The organism is Rhizobium sp. Root708 (genome assembly GCF_001429725.1).
Taxonomy (GTDB): Bacteria; Pseudomonadota; Alphaproteobacteria; order Rhizobiales; family Rhizobiaceae; genus Rhizobium.
Window position 1 is genome coordinate 222,280 of sequence record NZ_LMHV01000001.1, and the last position, 20,234, is coordinate 242,513.

Here is a 20,234-nt window from a genome sequence, read left to right on the forward strand (position 1 = left end):
GAATGGGAAAAATCCCATCAGCCACGTAAAGAAAAACAGACGAATTCGCTCCTGCCCTTACCGGCAAATATCCGCGGCTCGACCAAGGATAGATCGTTCAGAGCGCTCTGGCTGTTGAACCAACAAAGAGGTTGAGTCATGAACATCATTCAGCAGCTTGAGGCCGAACAGGTCGCCAAGATCGAAGCCCAGCGCACGCTTCCGGAATTCTCCCCGGGCGACACCGTCCGCGTCAACGTGAAGGTTACGGAAGGCACCCGTACCCGCGTACAGGCCTACGAAGGCGTTTGCATCGCTCGCTCCGGCGGCGGTCTTCAGGAGAACTTCACGGTTCGCAAGATCTCCTACGGCGAAGGCGTCGAGCGCGTATTTCCGGTCTACTCCCCGGCAATCGAAAGCGTAGAAATCGTTCGCCGCGGTAAGGTCCGTCGCGCGAAGCTCTACTACCTGCGCGACCGTCGCGGCAAGTCGGCTCGTATCGTCGAGAACACCGGCACGCGCGCCCGCAAGCTGAACGACGCCGAGCGTCAGGCACTGGCCGAGGAAAAGGCACGTCTGGAAGCCGAAAAGGTTGCAGCAGCTCAGGCGCTCGCAGCCGAAAAGGCAGCACAGGAAGCCGCGGAAGCCAAGGCAGCTGCAGAAGCTGCAGCAGCCGAGCCGGCAGCAGAATAAGTTTCAATCCTCAGGGATTGTTGAAAAGGCGACCTTCGGGTCGCCTTTTTTGTTGCGCGCATGCTCCATGACAAGTGCCGTCTTCCTTGGTCATTGTCCGAAATTCCGAACGGCCCGTGCGGGATGCACGGCGTTATCACCGGGGCGCATCTGCCCTATGTCTACCCCGTCTTCAAAGGGAGCAGACAATGTCCAACCTCGAAAAATCGGGCACATTCACACTCGGCGAGCGCGCGGTGACGCGGCTCGGTTACGGCGCCATGCAACTGGCCGGCAAGGGTGTGTTCGGTCCACCGAAAGACGGCGCCGAAGCCATAGCCGTGCTGCATGAAGCAGTCGACAGCGGCGTCAACCACATCGACACCAGCGATTTCTACGGCCCGCACGTCACCAACCAGATCATCCGGGAGGCACTACACCCCTACAGGGACAACCTCGTGATCGTCACCAAGATCGGAGCGACGCGCGGCGCGGACGCGTCCTGGAACCCGGCCTTCTCGAAAGAGGCACTGACGCAGGCAATCCACGACAACCTGAAGAACCTCGGCCTCGATGCGATCGAGGTGGTCAATCTGCGTGCCATGTTCGATGTTCATGGCCCCGCAGAAGGATCTCTCGAGGAGCCTCTCACGGTTCTAGCCGACCTTCAGCGCCAGGGCCTTGTCAAACACATCGGTCTCTCCAACGTCACCGCCAAGCAAATTGCCGATGGCCGGAAGGTCACCGAGATCGTTTGCGTCCAGAACCAATACAATCTCGCGCATCGGGAAGATGATGCACTGATCGACCAGCTTGCGGCAGAGCGGACAGCCTATGTGCCGTTCTTTCCGCTTGGAGGCTTCTCGCCGCTGCAATCCTCTACGCTTTCGGATGTTGCAGCCGATCTTGGCGCGACGCCAATGCAGGTTGCGCTTGCCTGGCTCCTGCAGCGCGCGCCGAACATTCTGCTGATACCCGGCACCTCGTCCCGCCCCCATCTCAGGGAAAACCTCGCGGTCGCCGATATCACCTTGCCGGCCAGCGCGATTGAGAAATTGAACGGCATCGCGTCGGCAAAAGACAAGTAGCTTTGGCGCCATCAAAGGGAGCGTTGCCGTCTTGGGCGCATCGCCGGCTACACTTGCAATGCATCTCGCAAAAATCTTCGCTGGAAGAGGCGGTCTTTGGGCCGCCTTTTCTGTTTTTGACCGGCGACATGCGGCAATTCTCTTGCTATCCGCTTCGCAACTATGACAGGTTTCGCGAGCTATATTTCGGGGAGATATTTAATGCCGTTCCGCCGCACCGTCCTTGCAGGACTGACCGCTCTCGTTCTGTCGCCGCTGGCGACCTTTGCCGCAGACCTTCCCGATCTCAAGGGCAAGACCGTCGTTGTCGTTACCGAGAACGCCTACCCGCCGCTACAGTTCGTCGATCCGAAATCCGGCAAGGCGATCGGCTGGGAATACGACGCCATGAACGAGATTGCCAAGCGGCTGAATTTCAAGGTCGAGTACCAGAACACCAGCTGGGACGCGATGATCCAGGCTGTCTCCGACAACCAGTACAACATCGGCATGACCGGCATCACCATCAAGGATGACCGCAAGGCAAAGGTGGATTTCTCCGATCCCTACATGCGCTCGCAGCAGTTCATGCTGGTCCGTGGTGACGAGAAGCGCTTCAGCGACGCCAAGACCTTCGGCGCCTTCAATGATGGCCTCGTCGGCGCACAGCCCGGCACTTCGCCTTTCTACACGGCCGTCTATGAAATCCTCGACGGCAACGAGCAGAACCCGCGTATCAAGCTCTTCGAAACCTTCGGCGCCACGGTTCAGGCCCTGAAGGCAGGCGACGTCGATGTCGTTCTCACCGACAGCGTCGCGGCCAAGGGTTATGTCGACGCATCGAACGGCGGCCTCAAGGTCGTCGGCGGCCCGCTCGGCACCGAGGACTTCGGCTTCATCTTCCCTAAGGGAGCCGACCTTGTCGTGCCCGTCAACGCCGCCATTGCCAGCCTGAAGGCTGACGGCACGTTCGATGCGCTGAACAAAAAGTGGTTCCTCGACTACAAGATGGGCGAATGATCGCGCTTCCGGCCACCCTATGATGGCTCCGCAGCCGCCCCCCGGCGGGCGTAGTAAGGGCGACTATCCGTGGTGGCTGGTCGCCCTCATCGCGATCGGCCTCATCCTTGCCGCCGTCATCATTACCAACGACATCTACGCGCAGGTCTTCCGCACTATCGCGAACGGCATCGGCATCACGGTCTTCGTGACGCTGATCGGCTTCGTGCTTGCCATTGTTCTTGGCCTCGGGATCGCACTGCTCGGGTTGTCCGACAGCGTCGTGCTGCGCCAGATCTCGCGTTTCTACGTCGAGGTGATCCGCGGCGTGCCGATGCTGGTGCTGCTCTTCTACGTCGCCTTCGTCGGCGCTCCCGGGATCGTCGCAGCCTACAACGTCCTGATCACGCCGTTGGTGCGGCTGGGACTTGCCGAGCCGATCCTGGTGCGCGACTTCTCGCTGATGTGGCGCGCGATCATCGCGCTGATGATCGGCTATTCGTCGTTCATCGCCGAGGTCTTCCGCGCCGGCATCCAGTCCGTCGATCACGGACAGATCGAAGCCGCCAAGGCGCTCGGCCTGTCGCGGTACCACCGCTTTCGCTTCGTCACCTTCCCTCAGGCCGTGAAGGTGATCTTTCCTCCGCTCTCGAACGATTTCGTCGCCATGGTGAAGGACAGCTCGCTTGTCTCGGTGCTCGGCGTCTCCGATATCACTCAGATGGGCAAGATTTACGCCTCCGGCTCCTTCCGCTTCTTTGAAACCTACTCGATCGTCACCTACATCTATCTCATCCTGACGATTGGCCTGTCGCTTGCGTTGCGACAAGTCGAGAAGCGGATGCGCAGGAGAGACCGGCGATAGCGGCGGCATGATTCAAATTGCCGCCGTCGCCAAAAATTGATATGTGACGGCACATGGAAAGCAAGTTCAAGTGCATTGGCGCGCATATTTTCGTGCTGCAGGATCATTACCGCCTGCCGGCACGTTTCTTTGCGTCCGTATTCGGTGCACTCAACAGCCGACTTCGTTGATCGAATTACGGCTGGCGGCCCTACCCGCCAAAACCCCATTCTCCATGCCTTCAATACGGATATAACGCCATGAGCGCACCGCGTACTCTCTACGACAAGATCTGGGACGATCACCTGGTTGACCAGCAGGACGACGGCACCTGTCTTCTCTACATCGACCGCCATCTGGTCCACGAAGTGACCTCTCCGCAGGCATTCGAAGGCCTGCGCATGAGCCACCGCAAGGTCCGTGCACCGGAAAAGACTCTGGCTGTCGTCGACCACAACGTCCCGACCTCGCCTGACCGCCACCTCGGCATCAAGAACGAGGAAAGCCGTATCCAGGTCGAGCAGCTTGCCATCAACGCCGCCGAATTCAACGTCGAGTATTACTCCGAGAACGACAAGCGCCAGGGCATCGTTCACATCGTCGGTCCCGAGCAGGGCTTTACCCTGCCTGGCATGACCATCGTCTGCGGCGACAGCCACACGTCGACCCACGGCGCTTTCGGCGCGCTGGCGCACGGCATCGGCACCTCGGAAGTCGAGCACGTTCTCGCAACCCAGACGCTGATCCAGAAGAAGGCCAAGAACATGCTCGTGCGTGTCGATGGCGAACTTCCGCCGCACGTCACGGCCAAGGACATCATCCTTGCCATCATCGGCGAGATCGGAACTGCCGGCGGCACGGGCCACGTCATCGAATTCGCGGGCGAAGCGATCCGCGCGCTGTCGATGGAAGGCCGCATGACGATCTGCAACATGACGATCGAAGGCGGCGCCCGCGCCGGCCTGATCGCGCCCGACGAAAAGACCTTCGAGTACATCAAGGGCAAGCCACGCGCGCCGAAGGGCGAAACGCTGGAGCAGGCAATCGCCTACTGGAAGACGCTGCAGACCGATGAAGGCGCTCATTACGACCGCGTCGTCGTTCTCGACGCCGCCTCGCTGCCGCCGATCGTATCCTGGGGCTCCTCGCCGGAAGATGTCATCTCCGTTCAGGGCGCTGTTCCGAACCCCGACGAGATCCAGGACGAGAACAAGCGCACCTCCAAGTGGCGCGCGCTTGACTACATGGGCCTGAAGCCCGGCACCAAGATGACCGACATCACACTGGACCGCGTCTTCATCGGCTCCTGCACGAACGGCCGTATCGAGGATCTGCGCGAAGTTGCCAAGGTCGTCGAGGGCAAGACCGTCGCCGCGACCGTCAGCGCCATGATCGTTCCGGGCTCCGGCCTCGTGAAGGAACAGGCGGAAGCGGAAGGCCTGGACAAGATCTTCAAGGCGGCCGGCTTCGACTGGCGTGAGCCGGGTTGCTCCATGTGTCTCGCCATGAACGACGACCGCCTGAAGCCGGGCGAGCGTTGCGCTTCCACCTCGAACCGCAACTTCGAAGGCCGCCAGGGCTTCAAGGGCCGCACGCACCTTGTTTCTCCGGCAATGGCCGCAGCGGCAGCGATTGCTGGCCACTTCGTCGACATCCGCGACTGGAACTAATCGAAATTGCCTCTCCCCATCGGGGAGAGGCGCCCTTCTCGGGACTTTGCAAAAGTCGTTGCCGTTGCGGCACGCCCGAGGCCGCCAATTTCGGATGAGCCTCATGAGCAGCAAACAGAACGCACGCCATCTCTATCTGCTCCGCCACGCTAAATCAGCCTGGCCTGACGGCATGGACGACCACGATCGCCCGCTCGCCGAACGCGGCCGAAAAGCTGCACCTCTGATCGCTGCCTTCATGGCCGATCACAAGATCCGCCCAGACCTTGCGCTGGTATCCACGGCACGGCGCACCCAGGAAACCTGGGACCTCCTCGCCGCCAGCCTTCCGAAAGCCCCGACAAAACGTGACGCCGCAGATCTTTACGAGGCCGACGCAAGTGCCATTGCCACCTTGCTGCGATCCATCGACCCATCCGTCGAAAGCCTGCTGGTCATCGGCCATAATCCCGGCCTCCAGGATTTTGCATTGGATCTTGTCGGCGGGGGTGACCTTGGTGCGCGAACGCGTATGGCCGAGAAATTCCCGACCGCTGGCCTTGCCGTGATCCGCGTAAAAGCGTGGCAAACTCTGTTGCCATCGAGCGGTCACCTCGAATCGTTCGTGACCCCACGAATGCTTGGCTGACGTTGCGACATCGGGCGCGACCTCAGATCTCTCAGAGTTCTGAGCGTGAGTGGAGAGGCGGCGCACTACGCCGCCCGTGAGCTTCAGAAAGTCGCTGTCTTGGGGTCTGGCCCCATGCGAGCACCGATATCATCGAGCTTGGCAATCGCCGCCATGTCGTCGTCATCGAGCGCGAAGTCGAACACCTGAAAATTCTCTTCGATACGCGACGGCGTGACGGACTTGGGGATCACCACCAGCCCGCTGTCCATGTGCCAGCGAACAATCGTCTGAGCCGGTGTTTTTCCGTGCTTCCTGGCAATTCCGCCGATGACGGGATGGTCGATCAGCTTGCCCTGGCCGAGCGGGCTCCAGGATTGGGTCGCGATATCAAGCTTCTTGTGCGCGGCCTGCGAAGCCTTCTGCTGAAAGTCGGGATGAAGTTCGATCTGATTGATGACGGGAACGACGCCCGTTTCGGCAACGAGACGGTCTATATGCTCCGGATAGAAATTCGATACGCCGATCGACCGGGCACGCCCATCCTTCTTCAGCTGGATGAAGGCCTTCCACGTATCGACGTAGCGGTTGCGCGTCGGCGCCGGCCAGTGAATGAGATAGAGATCCACATAGTCGGTCCCGAGGCGTTTCAGGCTCTTGTCGAACGCCGTGAGCGTCGCATCGTAGCCCTGATTGTCGTTCCAGAGCTTGGTGGTGAGGAAAATGTCGCTCCGCGGCACGCCGGACGACTTGATCCCCTCTCCAACCCCGTCCTCGTTTTCATAGATAGCGGCGGTATCGACGTGACGATAGCCGGCTGCAATCGCGGTGCGAACGGTGGGCGCTGCGATATCGGCGGGCGTGCGCCACACACCGAGGCCAACTTGCGGAATAGTGTTTCCATCGTGGAAGGTAATGACGGGTTGTTGTGCCACTGTTTTCTCTCCAAAAACTCAGAATTGCACGGGCGTGTTTGAGCTCGTCGTGCAACGGGCTTGCCTGCGCGCCTTTAAGCCCCGACGCCGGTCGAGACGCATATAGGTCGCCAATCGCCGTTTATCATCCCCCGGTTCTAGAGAACGCGAACGACGGTACCCTTGCGCATGAAAGGTAGCAGACGGCGCATGTCACGCGGATGAACGGCGACGCAGCCGGCGGTCGGTTCGTAGCCGGGTCTGATCAGATGAAAGAAGATTGCAGAGCCACGATTGCGAGCTCGCGAACGGACATTCCAATCGAGCACCAGGCAGACGTCGTATAGCCCATCCGCCCGCTTCATCTCCTCGTGGCTCGGCCGAAACGGCGCCTTGACGAGGCGATTGTAGCTTGGATGATCAGGCTGGTCGCACCACAGCATCTTGGCACCGATACGCCGGAGGGAAAGCGGCGTTTGAAGGTGGTGCGGCTTCTCCCCGCGACGAAAGCCATGGAGGATCCTCATCGAGGCAATCGGCGTTGCTCCGTCACCCTCCAGCTTCGTGACTGTTCGGCCGGAACGACCGATGGCTGCAGGGATCCTTAGCGTATCGAATTGGATCAGTGCACGGCTTTTATTGCGCGGTGCGGGACGAACGATAATCATCGTTGACTGTATAGTTCGCGTCCGCCTTGTTTTTTCCATCTTTCTCACATGTCTTTGCATTGCTTGGGGATCGATTGAAATCATATAGCAGAATATACGACAACGCTTGGTCTTCCGATCTTTGCCAATGATCGAAATTGGCGTACGACTAGGAAGCCGAAGGTGAGGATTTGAGCCGCATGACCGCACGCACCATCCTTTTGGTGGATGACGACGACGACCTCCGCGAGACTCTCACGGAGCAGCTTTCCCTCTACGAAGAGTTTACGGTTCTCCAGGAGACGACGGCCACGAAGGGCGTTGAGAAAGCGCGCGCGACACCGATCGATCTTCTGATCATGGACGTTGGTTTGCCGGATATGGATGGGCGCGAGGCGGTGAAGCTTCTGCGCAAGGGCGGCCTCAAGGCGCCGATCATCATGTTGACCGGCCACGATACCGATTCCGACACGATCCTCGGCCTGGAAGCCGGCGCCAACGACTATATAACAAAGCCGTTCCGTTTCGCCGTGCTTCTTGCCCGTATCCGCGTGCAACTTCGCCAGCATGAGCAGAGCGAAGACGCCACCTTCAATGTCGGCCCGTATGTTTTCAAGCCGAGCCAGAAGTTGCTGACCCTGGAAAACGGCCAGAAAATACGGCTCACCGAGAAAGAGGCGGCGATTATTCGCTATCTTTACCGGGCGGAGCAGAAGGTCGTCACCCGTGACGTGCTTCTCGAGGAAGTCTGGGGCTACAATTCCGGCGTCACGACGCACACCCTGGAGACCCACGTTTATCGCCTGCGCCAGAAGATCGAGCGCGATCCCTCAAACGCCGAAATTCTGGTGACGGAAAACGGCGGCTACAAGATCATTCCGTAATGGCTCTTAACGACGATATCCGGCTGCTGTCGCAGATAGCTCTCTTCGGCGGCATGTCGGAGGACCAGCTGCGACTGATCGCTTTCGGCGCCGATCGTCGGGTGATTTCAGCCGGGCAGATGCTGTTTCGGGAAGGCTCCCCCGCCGAGAGCGCCTACGTCGTTCTCAGCGGGCGCATCGAGCTCAGCCGCACGGGCCGCGACGGCCAACCGGAAGTGCAGGCGGTGGTGGGCGCAGGGACACTACTTTCAGAGCTGGCTCTGATCACTCTGGTCGAACGCAAGTTCACGGCCGTTGCGACGGAGGATACGGGGATCATCAGGATTACCCGTCCGCTGTTCCATCGTCTGATCGAGGAATATCCCGACGCCGCGCTGCTGATCGAGAACCGAATTCGCGACAACATCGCGGCGCTTGCCGCCAGGGCGGCAGCGGAACTTCACCGTTTCGCCTGACGAACCTCAGAAATCGAAGTGCGCGGTAACCGGTACGTGGTCCGATGGACGCTCCCAGCCGCGCGCCTCCTTGAAGATCTCGATACGCTTCAGGTGCGGCCCCAGGTCCTGCGATGACCAGATGTGGTCGAGACGGCGCCCGCGGTCGGCAGCCTCCCAGTCCTTGGCGCGGTAGCTCCACCACGTATAAAGCTTCTCGCTTTCCGGAACGTGATGCCGCATCAGATCGAGCCAAGCGCCGCGGCGCATGATTTCCAACAGCCCTTCGGTCTCGACGGGCGTATGGCTGACGATCTTCAGCAACTGCTTGTGCGACCACACATCGTGCTCCAGCGGCGCGATATTCAGATCGCCGACGAGGATCGCCGAGGTGTTCGCCTCACCATTTGCCTTCAGCAGTTTCATCTCTTCGATGAAGTCGAGCTTGTGGCCGAATTTCGGGTTGATGGCGCGATCCGGCTCGTCACCGCCGGCCGGCACATAGAAATTATGAAGTCGCACGCGCCTGCCGCCACGCTCGAACACAGCCGATATGTGGCGCGCATCTCCCACCTTGCAGTAATCCTGCCGGTGGTCTTCCGTCAATGGAATGCGCGAGGCGATCGCTACGCCATGATAGCCCTTCTGGCCATGGATAATGATGTGTTCATAACCCATCGCGCGCAACGGCGCCGCCGGGAAGAGCTCGTTCGGAACCTTGGTTTCCTGCAGGCAGATGATATCGGGTTTGTGCTTGAGGACGAACTGCTCGACGATCGGCATGCGCAGCCGGACAGAATTGATATTCCAGGTGGTAATCGAGAAGCTCATGCGGATACCCTTGAGACGTTTTCGGTCTTGCCTTTAGAGCAAAGATCGAGCCGAGGGAACGCGCGCGCAAAGAAAAAGCGCCCCACTGGAGGGGCGCTTTGGAAACAGCGTTGGGCGCGGAATTAGTCGCGATAGCCGGCTGTGCCCGGGGTCAGTCGCGGTAGGCGGCTGTACCCGGGATGACTTCGTAAGGCACACGGAAGACCTTGTCGTCGAACTGCATGCCGGTCTTGACGTTGAACACCATGACGGACGTGTCCTTGCCCTGATTGTCCGTAATCGTCCACTGCCGCAGGTCGTAGGTTTTCGGGTCGAACATCATCGTGATCGTCGAATTGCCGAAAACCGTGTTGTTGCCGAGCGCGATGGTCGTCAGATCCGACTCTTGCTTGACGCTTTTCACCGAACCGGCCGAGAGGTCGATACGCTGCGCCAGGAGAAGGCTGAGCGGTGTCTTTGACAGCGGATAGAGGTCCCAGGTCTTCAGCTTCATATTGCCGATCGCGACGTTCTTGCCGTCGGCGATCACCCTGATCGGCGACGGATCATCATAGTTGAAGCGAAGCTTGCCGGGGCGCTGGATAAAGAATTTCCCGCCGGTCTGCTCGCCGCGCGGACCGAACTGAACGAACTCGCCCTGCATGGACGCGACGCTCGAGAAATGGTCCGCGATCGCCTGCGCGGTAGCGTTGTTGGACGCAGCCGCCGCTGCCTGCGCGAAAAGATTGACCGGCAAGGCTGTGGACGCCGCAGCGACAGCCATAGCGCCCAGCATATGGCGCCGCGTCAGCAGAATGCGATCCAGGAAGGAATCGGAGTTTGTCATTTAGGTCTCCTTTATGCAGTCTGAATGCTGTCGAAACGCGGCGTCTTCAAGGCGTGTTCACGGGACCGCCAAAGCTAACGTTTTCAGAGCGATCAGGTTTCCGTGAAGTCCGCTTCGGCATGAAAAAAATCGGACGCTCAACGGTCGAGAACATCGCCTTCGGTCGGAACGAGGATTTCCCGCTTCCCGGCATGGTTCGCCGGTCCGATGATGCCCTCCTGCTCCATCCGCTCGATCAGCGATGCGGCTCTGTTGTAGCCGATGCCAAGTCTGCGTTGAATATACGACGTCGAAGCCTTTCCGTCACGCAAAACGATGGCCACAGCCTGGTCGTAGGGATCATCCGAATCGCCGAGGTTGGAGGTACCGGCCGGTCCGGCGCCATACTCGCCGTCCTCGTCGTCATCGGCCGTGATGGCGTCGAGATACTGAGGCGACCCTTGCGTCTTCAGGTAGGAGACGATCTCCTCGACTTCCATGTCGGCAACAAACGGGCCGTGGACGCGCTGGATGCGACCACCACCTGCCATATAGAGCATGTCGCCCATGCCGAGCAGCTGTTCGGCGCCCTGTTCGCCAAGGATCGTACGGCTGTCGATCTTCGACGTCACCTGGAAGGAGATGCGGGTCGGGAAGTTCGCCTTGATCGTGCCGGTGATGACATCGACCGATGGGCGCTGCGTTGCCATGATCACGTGAATGCCGGCGGCACGCGCCATCTGCGCCAAGCGCTGCACGGCGCCTTCGATGTCCTTGCCCGCAACCATCATCAGGTCCGCCATTTCGTCGATGATGACGACGATGTATGGCATCGGCTGCAAATCGAACTCTTCGGTCTCGTACATCGCCTCGCCCGTCTGCCGGTCGAAGCCGGTCTGAACGGTGCGCGAAATGACCTCGCCCTTGGCCAGCGCCTGCTCGACGCGGCTGTTGAAGCCGTCGATGTTGCGCACGCCGATCTTCGACATCTTCTTGTAGCGCTCTTCCATCTCGCGGACGGTCCACTTGAGCGCGACGACGGCCTTTTTCGGATCGGTGACGACAGGCGACAGAAGATGCGGAATCCCGTCATAGACCGAGAGTTCCAGCATCTTCGGATCGATCATGATCAATCGGCATTGCTCCGGCGTCATGCGATAGAGCAGCGAGAGAATCATCGTGTTGATGGCGACGGACTTACCCGAACCGGTCGTCCCGGCCACCAGCAAGTGCGGCATCTTGGCGAGATCGGCGATGACGGCTTCGCCGCCGATCGTCTTGCCGAGAGCCATTGCGAGCTTCGCCTTCGAACCCTCGAAATCGCGCGATGCGATGAGCTCGCGCAGATACACCGTTTCGCGAGTGGAATTCGGCAGTTCGATACCGATGGCGTTACGACCCGGCACGACGGCCACGCGAGCGGCGATCGCGCTCATCGAACGGGCGATATCGTCGGCAAGGCCGATCACCCGCGACGACTTGATGCCCGGAGCAGGCTCCAGTTCGTAGAGGGTAACCACAGGGCCCGGCCGAACGTGAATGATCTCGCCCTTGACGCCGAAATCTTCCAGCACGCCCTCGAGCATGCGAGCATTCTGCTCCAGCGCATCTGCGGACAGTGTCGAGTCGCGCACGACATTCTTCGGCTCTGCGAGCAGATGCATCGAAGGAAGCTGGAAACCCTCCGGACGAATGAACGAACCCTGTTGCTCGCGATCCGAACGGGCGCCCGGCTTCGGGCGGCCTGTCGGCTGCGAAACTCTTGGCTGCGCCTTGCCACCGGTCTGTTTCGCCGGCGCACGCATCATCCAGTCGTCGTCATCAGGCAGGATATCAGCGGGGCGCGGAGGCATGTCGGCATCGAACGAACCGTCATCATCCTCGTCCTCGTCATTGAGCGAGATCGAAGGAGCGGAGACGATCCGGCGCTGCGAGGCGGCGCGTGGCTCCATCGACGGATCCATCCGTTCGCCGCGTGCCGACGGCGCCTTGGCGCGAACGGGCTCGTTCATCTTGCCGAATTCATCGTCATTGAAATCGTACGGCGATTCGAAATCATCGTGCTGGCGCTTGCGCGGCTTTATGCCGAAAAGCCGCCGCATGCGGGCCTGGCTCATGTACCAGGCGTGGGTCAGCGCACCAAATGCGAGCCAGCCGCCGCCATCATCTTCATCCTCTTCGTCGTCACCGACGGAACGAAGTTTTGAACGGCTTGCCTCATACTGCTCGGCTTCGTCCTCGGCCTCTTCTTCTTCTGTGCGCCCAACGAGACCGGCCGCAAACAGCATCATCCACGCGGTGGGAACGGCAAAGACGCAGCCGACGGCCGTTGCGAACGCACCGGTCGGATAGGCGCCGACGAAGAGCGCCGGAAACCGCAGGATCATATCGCCGATCACGCCGCCGATGCCGTTCGGAATAGGCCAGGTCAGCGGCGGCGGGAAACAGCCGAGTACCGCGGAAGCAAGGACCGATCCGAGACCCCAGGCGGCTGCTCTGGCGGGAATCCGGCTAAGCCGGCGTCCCGAGATGAGCGCGAGTGCCCAGGCGACCACAGGCAGCAACGCCACCACGCTTGCGAGGCCGAAGAACTGCATGAGGATATCGGCAAAAGCCGCGCCACCGTAGCCCAGTATATTGGTCGGTTCGTTGCCAGTCGCGTAGGAATAGCTCGGATCGGCCACATTCCACGTCGCCAGTGCTGCGATCGCCAGCGCAAGCAGCAGAAAGATAGCGAAACCCAAAAGGGTCTGGGCCTGTCGGAACATGAACCCCGACAGGGAGAAACGTTCCGGCCGGCCATCCATTGCTGGCGATGTGCTTCTTGCCATGTGTTTACCCGTCCAATGCCTGGAAAGCGTGCGAATCGCGAAACGGTTCGCGCCCAATGCGTCCGCTCTACCTAATCAAAGGACAGTTAAAGCGATGTTAACCATCCGATACCCACATCTTGCATCACGCAAATAAAAAGGCCCGAACCGTGGGGCTCGGGCCAAAGGCGGCTTAAACTTGACGAATAGGCCGCGACGGGATGTTTAGCGGCGCCAAGATCAGGCGCCGTAAGCCCTTGTTAGGAGTGGTACGCGGCTTCGCCGTGCGTTGCGAGATCGAGACCTTCGCGCTCGGCTTCGACCGGGACACGCAGGCCGACAACAACGTCGACGAGCTTGTAGAGGATGGCAGAACCGATACCGCACCAGACGATGGTGGTGACGATCGCCGTCAGCTGCGTGACGACCTGGCCGCTCATCGTAACGCCTTCGGCATAGCCGACGCCACCAAGCGACGCGCTTGCGAATACGCCGGTTGCGATTGCGCCGAACATGCCGCCAATGCCGTGAACGCCGAAGACATCAGCCGTATCGTCGTATCCGAACTTGTTCTTCACGACGGAGACGAAGAAGTAGCAAAGCGGCGAGACGAGGAGACCCATGACGATCGCGCCCATCGGACCGACGATACCGGCGGCAGGCGTGATGGCAACGAGGCCGGCAACCATACCGGAAGCGCCACCGAGCATCGAAGCCTTGCCGCGGGTAAGCGTTTCGACGCCTGCCCACGAAACGATGGCAGCAGCCGTGGCAACGAAGGTGTTGACCGTTGCAAGCATTGCACCGCCCGAGGCTTCGAGGTTGGAGCCGGCGTTAAAGCCGAACCAGCCGAACCACAGCATGGATGCACCGACCATGGTCAGCGTCATCGAGTGCGGAGCCATCATGTCCTTGCCGTAGCCAGTGCGCTTGCCGACCATGATCGCACCGATCAGACCGGCAACGCCGGCGTTGATGTGAACGACCGTGCCGCCGGCGAAGTCGAGAGCGCCCATCTTGAAGAGCAGGCCGTTTGCGTCCCAGACCATGTGAGCGATCGGGAAGTAGACGAACGTTGCCCACAATGCGCAGAACAGTACGACTGCGGAGAACTTGATGCGCTCGGCGAAGGCGCCGACGATCAGGGCAGGCGTGATGGCGGCAAAGGTCATCTGGAACATCGCGAAGATGAACTCAGGAATGACCACGCCCTGCGAGAAGGTCGCTGCCGTCGAGTCTTTCGTTACGCCGGCGAGGAAGAGCTTCGCCGTACCGCCCCAATAGGGGCTGTCGGAACCGCCGAATGCGAAGGAGTAACCGTAGATGACCCAGATGAGCATCAGGACGGCGGCAACCATCGTGCACTGCATCAGAACGGAGAGCATGTTCTTCGCACGGACGAGACCGCCGTAGAAAAGAGCGAGGCCCGGCAGGATCATGAAGAGAACGAGCAGGGTGGAAATGAACATAAAGGCAGTATCGCCCTTGTCCGGAACCGGAGCGGCAGCAGCAGCCGGAGCAGCTGCGGTGGCTGCATCCTGGGCAAAGGCGACGACCGGCGCGAGGAGCGCAGCGGACGCAGCGCCGAGCCGCGCAAAATGGGAAGAAAACTTCGAAATTGACATTGGAAAAAAGCTCCTTGCTCTGTCGTTCTTACAGCGCTTCTGCGTCGGTTTCGCCCGTACGAATGCGCACGGCATGGTCGATCGAATAGACGAAGATCTTGCCGTCGCCGATCTGGCCGGTCTTGGCCGACGACGCGATGGCTTCAACCGCCTTGTCGACGAGTTCGGACGCGACGGCGATTTCGATCTTGAGCTTCGGCAGGAAGCTGACCGCGTACTCGGTGCCGCGGTAAATTTCGGTATGTCCCTTCTGGCGCCCGTAGCCCTTTACTTCGGTTACGGTCAGGCCCTGAATGCCGATTGCCGTGAGGGCCTCGCGGACCTCATCGAGCTTAAACGGCTTGATAATGGCCATCACAATTTTCATCTGGTTTCCCATCCTTGATTATCCTCGGCGCGGAGCCGACTCTCCTTGCCGCTGACGTTCACCAACAGCGACCGGGGATATACATTCAAGGGGCGTGCCAGATTCGATATGGAAACTAAGTTATTGAAAAATAAAGATTATAAAATGGATAGCCAATAATGAGGCAAATGACCGCGCGATAATCGCTTAAAAAATACCCAAATGTGCAAATATGCACATAAATTATTCATTTGCCCTTTTGCGAATCAGACCCTCCTGAGCGACCGACGCAATCAGGACACCATCTCGCGCAAAGAGACTACCACGCGTCAGCCCTCGCGCTCCGGATGCGGAAGGGCTGTCCTGCGTGAACAGCAGCCAGTCGTCAAACCGTATCGGCCGGTGAAACCACATGGAATGATCAAGGCTTGCCACCTGAATCGTCTGATTGAAGATCGACGTGCCGTGCGGGTAAAGCGAAGTATCGAGCAGCGTCATGTCCGACAAGTAGGCAAGCACCGAGGCCTGATAGAGCCGATCATCTGGCACCGGCCCCGTCGCGCGCACCCAGACATGCTGCACCGGATCGAGCTTCTTGTCGGAGAAATAGTGTGTAAGCGATACCGGGCGGATCTCGATCGGCCGCTCGCGCTCCCAGTATTTGCGGATCGCCGCCGGCGCGTTCGCGAGATATTGCCTGGCGATCTGCTGCTCGTCGAGCAATGCATCCGGCATCGGTACGTCAGGCATGGTGATCTGGTGATCGAAGCCCGGCTCCTCGATCTGGAAAGACGCCGAAAGCGCGAAGATCGCTTTTCCATGCTGGATGGCCACGACGCGGCGCGTGTTGAAGCTGGAACCATCGCGAATGCGCTCGACTTGATAAACGATCGGCACCGAGGGATCCCCCGGCCGCATGAAATAGGAATGAAGCGAATGCACGAGACGTTCGCGCTCGACGGTTCGCTGCGCCGCCATCAGCGCTTGTGCGATGACCTGGCCACCGAACACACGCTGCCAACCGACCTGCGGGCTCACCCCGCGGAAAATGTCCACCTCGATCGGTTCGAGGTCGAGCGTCGATAGAAGCGTCTCCATCGCCGTCGGCCTTTCGGTGCTGTGCGTCATTTTTGTAGGGCTCCGGACGTAGGAAGTGCGGTGCCGATGATCTATATAGATCAATACGATATTCACAAGGAACGGAACGGGACGCTATGCGGGACATGCTGGTTGTTGGTGCGGGTTATGTCGGCCTTTCGGCTGCCGTGGCGGTCAAGCAAGCGGCCCCGCACCTGAATGTCGCCATCGTCGAGGCCGCTCCCGCCGGCGCTTGGGAAAAAGATATGCGCGCCTCGGCGATCATTGCGGCGGCGACGAAAATGCTCGAGGTTTTCGGCATCTGGAATGAGATCGAGCCGGACGCCCAGCCGATCAACAAGATGATCGTGACCGACTCGAAGACATCGGATCCGGTCCGGCCGGTCTTTCTCACCTTCGACGGCGAGGTCCAGGATGGACGGCCGTTTGCGCACATGGTTCCGAATCTCTCACTGGTCCGCGCCCTTCGGGGTGCTTGCGAGCGCCTGGGCATCGAAATCCTCCACGGGGTGAGTGCGACCGGCCTGAACAGTGGCGACACCCACGCCGAAATCAGCCTCTCCAACGGCGAGACCATCGAGGCGCGACTGGTGGTCGCGTGCGACGGCGTCCGCTCCCATGTCCGCGAACTCGCCGGCATCAAGACCGTCAGCTGGGACTACGGCCAATCCGGCATCGTGGCGACGGTCGAGCACGAGCGGCCGCACAACGGCTGCGCCGAAGAGCATTTCCTGCCCGCCGGCCCTTTTGCCATCCTGCCATTGAAGAACAACAGATCCTCGCTGGTGTGGACGGAATCGACGCAGGAGGCCGCCCGGCTGGTGCGCTCGGACGATCTCGTTTTCGAAGAGGAACTGGAGCGCCGCTTCGGGCATAAGCTCGGCGCCGTCAAGGTCGTCGGCGACAAGCGCGCCTTCCCGCTTGGCCTGACGCTTGCGCGCGCCTTCGTCGCGCCGCGCCTTGCGCTTGCCGGCGACGCGGCCCACGGCATCCATCCGATTTCGGGCCAAGGTCTGAACCTCGGCTTCAAGGACGTGGCCGCTCTTGCCGAAACGATCGTCGAAGCCGATCGGCTCGGCCTCGACATCGGCTCGATCAATACGCTTGAACGCTACCAGGCATGGCGGCGCTTCGACACGTTCCGCATGGGCGTGACCACGGATGTGCTGAACCGACTGTTTTCCAACGATCTGGCGCCCATTCGCCTTGCCCGCGATGTCGGCCTCGGGATCGTCGAACGCTTGCCCGGTCTCAAATCCTTCTTCATCGGCCAGGCTGCCGGCACCACGGCCCCGGATAATCCGAGACTGCTCGCCGGACAAACGATCTAAAGCCTTTCGGCTTCAGTCGTCGAGACGGCGTGCCTCGGACACCAGCATGATCGGAATTCCGTCACGGATCGGATAGGAGAGCCGTGCTTTTTCCGAAACGAGTTCGTTGTGCTCGCGATCGTATGTCAGGCGCCCCTTGGTCAAAGGGCACACCAACAACTCAAGCAGCTTGGGATCGACGCGGCTTAGTTTTTCGTCCATCGCCGTTCTTACTGCAGAACGGTGTCGGAGTCACCGAAGACGCGCGCCAAGACGATCTCCGTGATGGCAATCAGCGTTTCAGCCCGCGTCCTCAAATCGGGCGCCTCCAGAAGCGCCTGCTTCTCCGCCGGCCCGAAGGGCGACATCATCGCAAGCGAGTTTACCAGCGTCAGATTGCTGGCACGCTCGACGCTCTCCCAGTCCGCTTCCAGCTTGTTCGCGTCGAGATAGGCCTTGAAGGCCGTCAGAAGCGCTGCGCGGTCCACCGCGTCTTCCTCGTCGCGGGCAGAAAGGTCGGCGATAAAAGGCGCGATCCGGAAGATTCGGAAGGGATTATGCGTCTCTTTCTCCTCCAGCAGCCGAAAACGGCAGATGCCGGTCAGAGAAACGATGTACCGGCCATCCCCGGTTTCGGCAAAGGATGTGATTCGGCCAACACAACCAACGGACGCGAGGTTGGCTTCACCATGCCGCTCATCGCTTTCGCCAAGCGCCGGCTGAACCATTCCGATCAGTCGATTCCCGGTAAGTGCCGCATCGAACATCGCAAGATAGCGTGGCTCGAAAATATTGAGCGGCAGCTGACCGGTGGGCAGCAACAGCGCACCCGCCAGAGGAAACACGGCGATCGCATCAGGCAGATCACCGGACTTGAGATATCTAGCATTCCCCACTTGCATGAAGGCTGGTCCCGCATAATGGCGGGGCGGAAAAAGCCCCGCGCCCGCACCTACGGAAATGTGGAGTACGCCTCCGAAAACGCAAGGGTCAATACGATAAACTTACGAGAAGAGCATCGCCGAAAGCTTGCGGCGGGCAGCAACCGTCGCCGGATCCTTGAAGCCCCAAACGTCGAAAAACTGCAGCAACTGGCGGCGAGCACCGTCGTCGTCAAAGCTGCGGTCCTTGCGCATAATGTAGAGCAGATGGTCCGCCGCCTCGTCTCTCATACCCTCGACGTTGCGGATCTTCGCAAGCTTCAGTCGGGCTTCGTGGGCGTCCGGATCGTTCGCAAGCTCTTGTTCGAGCGCAACCGGATCGCCGAGCTTCCGGGCCTCTTCGATCTGCTCAAGCTTTTTGAGAACCGCCTGTATTGCGGCATCGCTGGCAATCGTTTCGGGAAGTTCGGTGAGCGCCTCACGGGCCTGCTCGTGCTGATTTGCGGCAATCATGCAGTTTGCCATGCCGGCAAGGGCCTTGGCATTGTCGGGATCCGCCTGCATGACGGCGCCGTAGAGCTGCGCGGCACCGTTGACGTCTCCACCGACGAGCAGCTCGTCAGCCTCCTTCAACACAGCCTCGATCTCGGCCGCCTGATCAGCGCCGGCCGGACCGGCAAAACGATCGATGAATTCGCGGATCTGGCTTTCAGGAACCGCCCCCATGAAACCATCCGCCGGACGTCCGCCGACGAATGCGATGACCGCCGGGATGGACTGAATGCCAAGCTGTCCAGCGATCGACGGATGATCGTCGATGTTCATCTTCACCAGCTTGACGCGTCCCTCTGCCTCATTCACGACCTTCTCGATAACGGGCGTGAGCTGCTTGCAGGGACCGCACCACGGCGCCCAGAAATCGACGAGCACCGGCTGGTTACGGGACTCCTCGATGACATCCTTCGCGAAAGTCGCGGTGGTCGTGTCCTTGATATAGCCCCCGGCAGCCGTCGGCGCCGCGCCGAAGCTCGCCGAAGCGGACATCTGGCCATAGGAATTGCTGTAAGGGTTGTCGTTGCCGCTCATGGGTATCTCCCGCCGTGCCGGTCAGCCGGCTTTTCTAGCGCTAAAATCGTATGTCAGGACGTCACTTTCAAGACAAGCGGCTTGTGGCCCGTCGCTTCCATAAATCGAACGAGGTCCGCGCTGCCGATCGACGTCGTGGCGTCGTTCGAAAGCGGGTGGCAGTTGATGATCTCTTCCTTCATCAGATCCGCATCGAGCACGAAGGTCACATTGCCGCCGCCGTCATTGATCGCGCCAAACGCGGTCACCGACCCGGGCAGGACGCCGAGATACTCAAGAAGCTTTTCCGGCTTGCCGAAGGACACCTTGCTCGCTGCGCCGATCAGCGTATGGACCGTCTTCAGGTCGACAGCTGCGTTTTCTTCGACCGTGAGCAGGAAAAACTGGTCCTTCTTGTCCTTTACGAACAGGTTCTTCGTGTGCCCACCTGGAATTTCGTCTCGCAGGGCAACCGATTCGGCAACGGTGAAGACGGGAGCATGCGTCTTCGTGCTGTGCTTGATCCCCAGCCCATCCAGAAACGTGAATAGATCGTCGGCGGTCTTGGGTGTGACGTCGGTCATTTCGAGTCCTGTCTGGGTGTAGCGGTGATACAGGTCCTGATTAAGTCTCGTGCCGATCTTTTGCAATGTTTGCACCCGTCGCTTTCGCCTGCATTTGCGGCCTTCTCGACAGATCCGTGTCTGAGCTGGATATTTTTCTTCGCCTTTGCGTCATTTCCCTGT

General features: G+C 60.1%; 21 protein-coding genes. 9 read left to right on the top strand and 12 right to left on the bottom strand.

The genetic code is table 11. The features are described 5' to 3' along the window. The first annotated feature begins 138 nt into the window (after positions 1-138). From rplS to ASE04_RS01120, 6 genes are all read left to right on the top strand, one after another. Positions 139-672 carry a 50S ribosomal protein L19 gene (gene rplS, locus ASE04_RS01095; protein ID WP_056810590.1) on the top strand — a complete coding sequence of 178 codons (534 nt, stop codon included), beginning with the start codon at positions 139-141 and terminating at the stop codon, positions 670-672. A 188-nt stretch (positions 673-860) separates the two neighbouring features. Further along, the gene (locus ASE04_RS01100) at positions 861-1,739 is read left to right on the top strand and encodes an aldo/keto reductase family oxidoreductase (protein WP_056810593.1); all 879 of its coding nucleotides are present in this window, start codon (positions 861-863) and stop codon (positions 1,737-1,739) included. Between the two features lie 201 nt (positions 1,740-1,940). Continuing rightward, positions 1,941-2,738, top strand: a complete 798-nt coding sequence (locus tag ASE04_RS01105; protein ID WP_056810595.1) for a transporter substrate-binding domain-containing protein — start codon at positions 1,941-1,943, stop codon at positions 2,736-2,738. Positions 2,739-2,760: 22 nt separating this feature from the next. Beyond that, positions 2,761-3,582 carry an amino acid ABC transporter permease gene (locus ASE04_RS01110; protein WP_056811287.1) on the top strand — a complete coding sequence of 274 codons (822 nt, stop codon included), beginning with the start codon at positions 2,761-2,763 and terminating at the stop codon, positions 3,580-3,582. Between the two features lie 239 nt (positions 3,583-3,821). Next, positions 3,822-5,231, top strand: coding sequence for a 3-isopropylmalate dehydratase large subunit (gene leuC, locus ASE04_RS01115; protein ID WP_056810599.1), 1,410 nt, complete (start codon positions 3,822-3,824; stop codon positions 5,229-5,231). 103 nt (positions 5,232-5,334) lie between these two features. Further along, on the top strand, positions 5,335-5,859 hold the full coding sequence (locus ASE04_RS01120) for a SixA phosphatase family protein (protein ID WP_156408674.1): 525 nt from the start codon (positions 5,335-5,337) through the stop codon (positions 5,857-5,859). Between the two features lie 83 nt (positions 5,860-5,942). On the opposite strand, the gene ASE04_RS01125 is transcribed toward ASE04_RS01120, so the two are convergent. Together ASE04_RS01125 and ASE04_RS01130 are read right to left on the bottom strand one after the other, a co-directional pair. After that, complete coding sequence (locus ASE04_RS01125; RefSeq protein ID WP_056810604.1) at positions 5,943-6,773, bottom strand: aldo/keto reductase; 831 nt, start codon at positions 6,771-6,773, stop codon at positions 5,943-5,945. 137 nt (positions 6,774-6,910) lie between these two features. Continuing rightward, on the bottom strand, positions 6,911-7,459 hold the full coding sequence (locus ASE04_RS01130) for a L,D-transpeptidase family protein (RefSeq protein ID WP_082597218.1): 549 nt from the start codon (positions 7,457-7,459) through the stop codon (positions 6,911-6,913). 140 nt (positions 7,460-7,599) lie between these two features. Between ASE04_RS01130 and ASE04_RS01135 the strand changes: the two genes are divergently transcribed. Both ASE04_RS01135 and ASE04_RS01140 read left to right on the top strand, forming a co-directional pair. Further along, complete coding sequence (locus ASE04_RS01135) at positions 7,600-8,283, top strand: response regulator transcription factor (RefSeq protein WP_056810607.1); 684 nt, start codon at positions 7,600-7,602, stop codon at positions 8,281-8,283. Beyond that, complete coding sequence (locus ASE04_RS01140) at positions 8,283-8,738, top strand: cyclic nucleotide-binding domain-containing protein (protein WP_056810610.1); 456 nt, start codon at positions 8,283-8,285, stop codon at positions 8,736-8,738. Before ASE04_RS01135 ends, ASE04_RS01140 begins: the two co-directional genes overlap by 1 nt. 6 nt (positions 8,739-8,744) lie before the next feature. On the opposite strand, the gene xth is transcribed toward ASE04_RS01140, so the two are convergent. From xth to tesB, 6 genes are all read right to left on the bottom strand, one after another. Then, complete coding sequence (gene xth / locus ASE04_RS01145) at positions 8,745-9,548, bottom strand: exodeoxyribonuclease III (RefSeq protein ID WP_056810613.1); 804 nt, start codon at positions 9,546-9,548, stop codon at positions 8,745-8,747. A gap of 151 nt (positions 9,549-9,699) precedes the next feature. Next, positions 9,700-10,374, bottom strand: coding sequence for an outer membrane lipoprotein carrier protein LolA (locus ASE04_RS01150; protein WP_056810616.1), 675 nt, complete (start codon positions 10,372-10,374; stop codon positions 9,700-9,702). Between the two features lie 137 nt (positions 10,375-10,511). Next, complete coding sequence (locus tag ASE04_RS01155; protein ID WP_056810619.1) at positions 10,512-13,184, bottom strand: FtsK/SpoIIIE family DNA translocase; 2,673 nt, start codon at positions 13,182-13,184, stop codon at positions 10,512-10,514. 239 nt (positions 13,185-13,423) lie between these two features. Next, positions 13,424-14,788: an ammonium transporter gene (locus tag ASE04_RS01160; RefSeq protein ID WP_056810623.1), complete on the bottom strand. Its 1,365-nt coding sequence runs from the start codon at positions 14,786-14,788 to the stop codon at positions 13,424-13,426. A 28-nt stretch (positions 14,789-14,816) separates the two neighbouring features. Then, complete coding sequence (locus ASE04_RS01165) at positions 14,817-15,167, bottom strand: P-II family nitrogen regulator (protein ID WP_056810626.1); 351 nt, start codon at positions 15,165-15,167, stop codon at positions 14,817-14,819. A 210-nt stretch (positions 15,168-15,377) separates the two neighbouring features. Next, a complete protein-coding gene (gene tesB / locus ASE04_RS01170; RefSeq protein WP_056810629.1) occupies positions 15,378-16,262 on the bottom strand; it encodes an acyl-CoA thioesterase II in 885 nt (294 codons plus the stop codon). Between the two features lie 53 nt (positions 16,263-16,315). On the opposite strand from tesB, the gene ASE04_RS01175 reads away from it, so the two are divergent. Then, entirely contained in the window at positions 16,316-17,563 is a 1,248-nt protein-coding gene (locus tag ASE04_RS01175; RefSeq protein WP_274533857.1) for a ubiquinone biosynthesis hydroxylase, read from the top strand. Positions 17,564-17,575: 12 nt separating this feature from the next. On the opposite strand, the gene ASE04_RS01180 is transcribed toward ASE04_RS01175, so the two are convergent. The 4 genes from ASE04_RS01180 to ASE04_RS01195 all read right to left on the bottom strand — a co-directional run bounded on the left by ASE04_RS01180 (position 17,576) and on the right by ASE04_RS01195 (position 20,072). Then, positions 17,576-17,764 carry a Trm112 family protein gene (locus tag ASE04_RS01180; RefSeq protein WP_056810636.1) on the bottom strand — a complete coding sequence of 63 codons (189 nt, stop codon included), beginning with the start codon at positions 17,762-17,764 and terminating at the stop codon, positions 17,576-17,578. A gap of 8 nt (positions 17,765-17,772) precedes the next feature. After that, a complete protein-coding gene (locus ASE04_RS01185; protein ID WP_056810639.1) occupies positions 17,773-18,444 on the bottom strand; it encodes an LON peptidase substrate-binding domain-containing protein in 672 nt (223 codons plus the stop codon). A gap of 102 nt (positions 18,445-18,546) precedes the next feature. After that, entirely contained in the window at positions 18,547-19,509 is a 963-nt protein-coding gene (gene trxA, locus ASE04_RS01190; RefSeq protein WP_056810642.1) for a thioredoxin, read from the bottom strand. 53 nt (positions 19,510-19,562) lie between these two features. Further along, on the bottom strand, positions 19,563-20,072 hold the full coding sequence (locus tag ASE04_RS01195; RefSeq protein WP_056811294.1) for a prolyl-tRNA synthetase associated domain-containing protein: 510 nt from the start codon (positions 20,070-20,072) through the stop codon (positions 19,563-19,565). Positions 20,073-20,234: the final 162 nt, after the last annotated feature.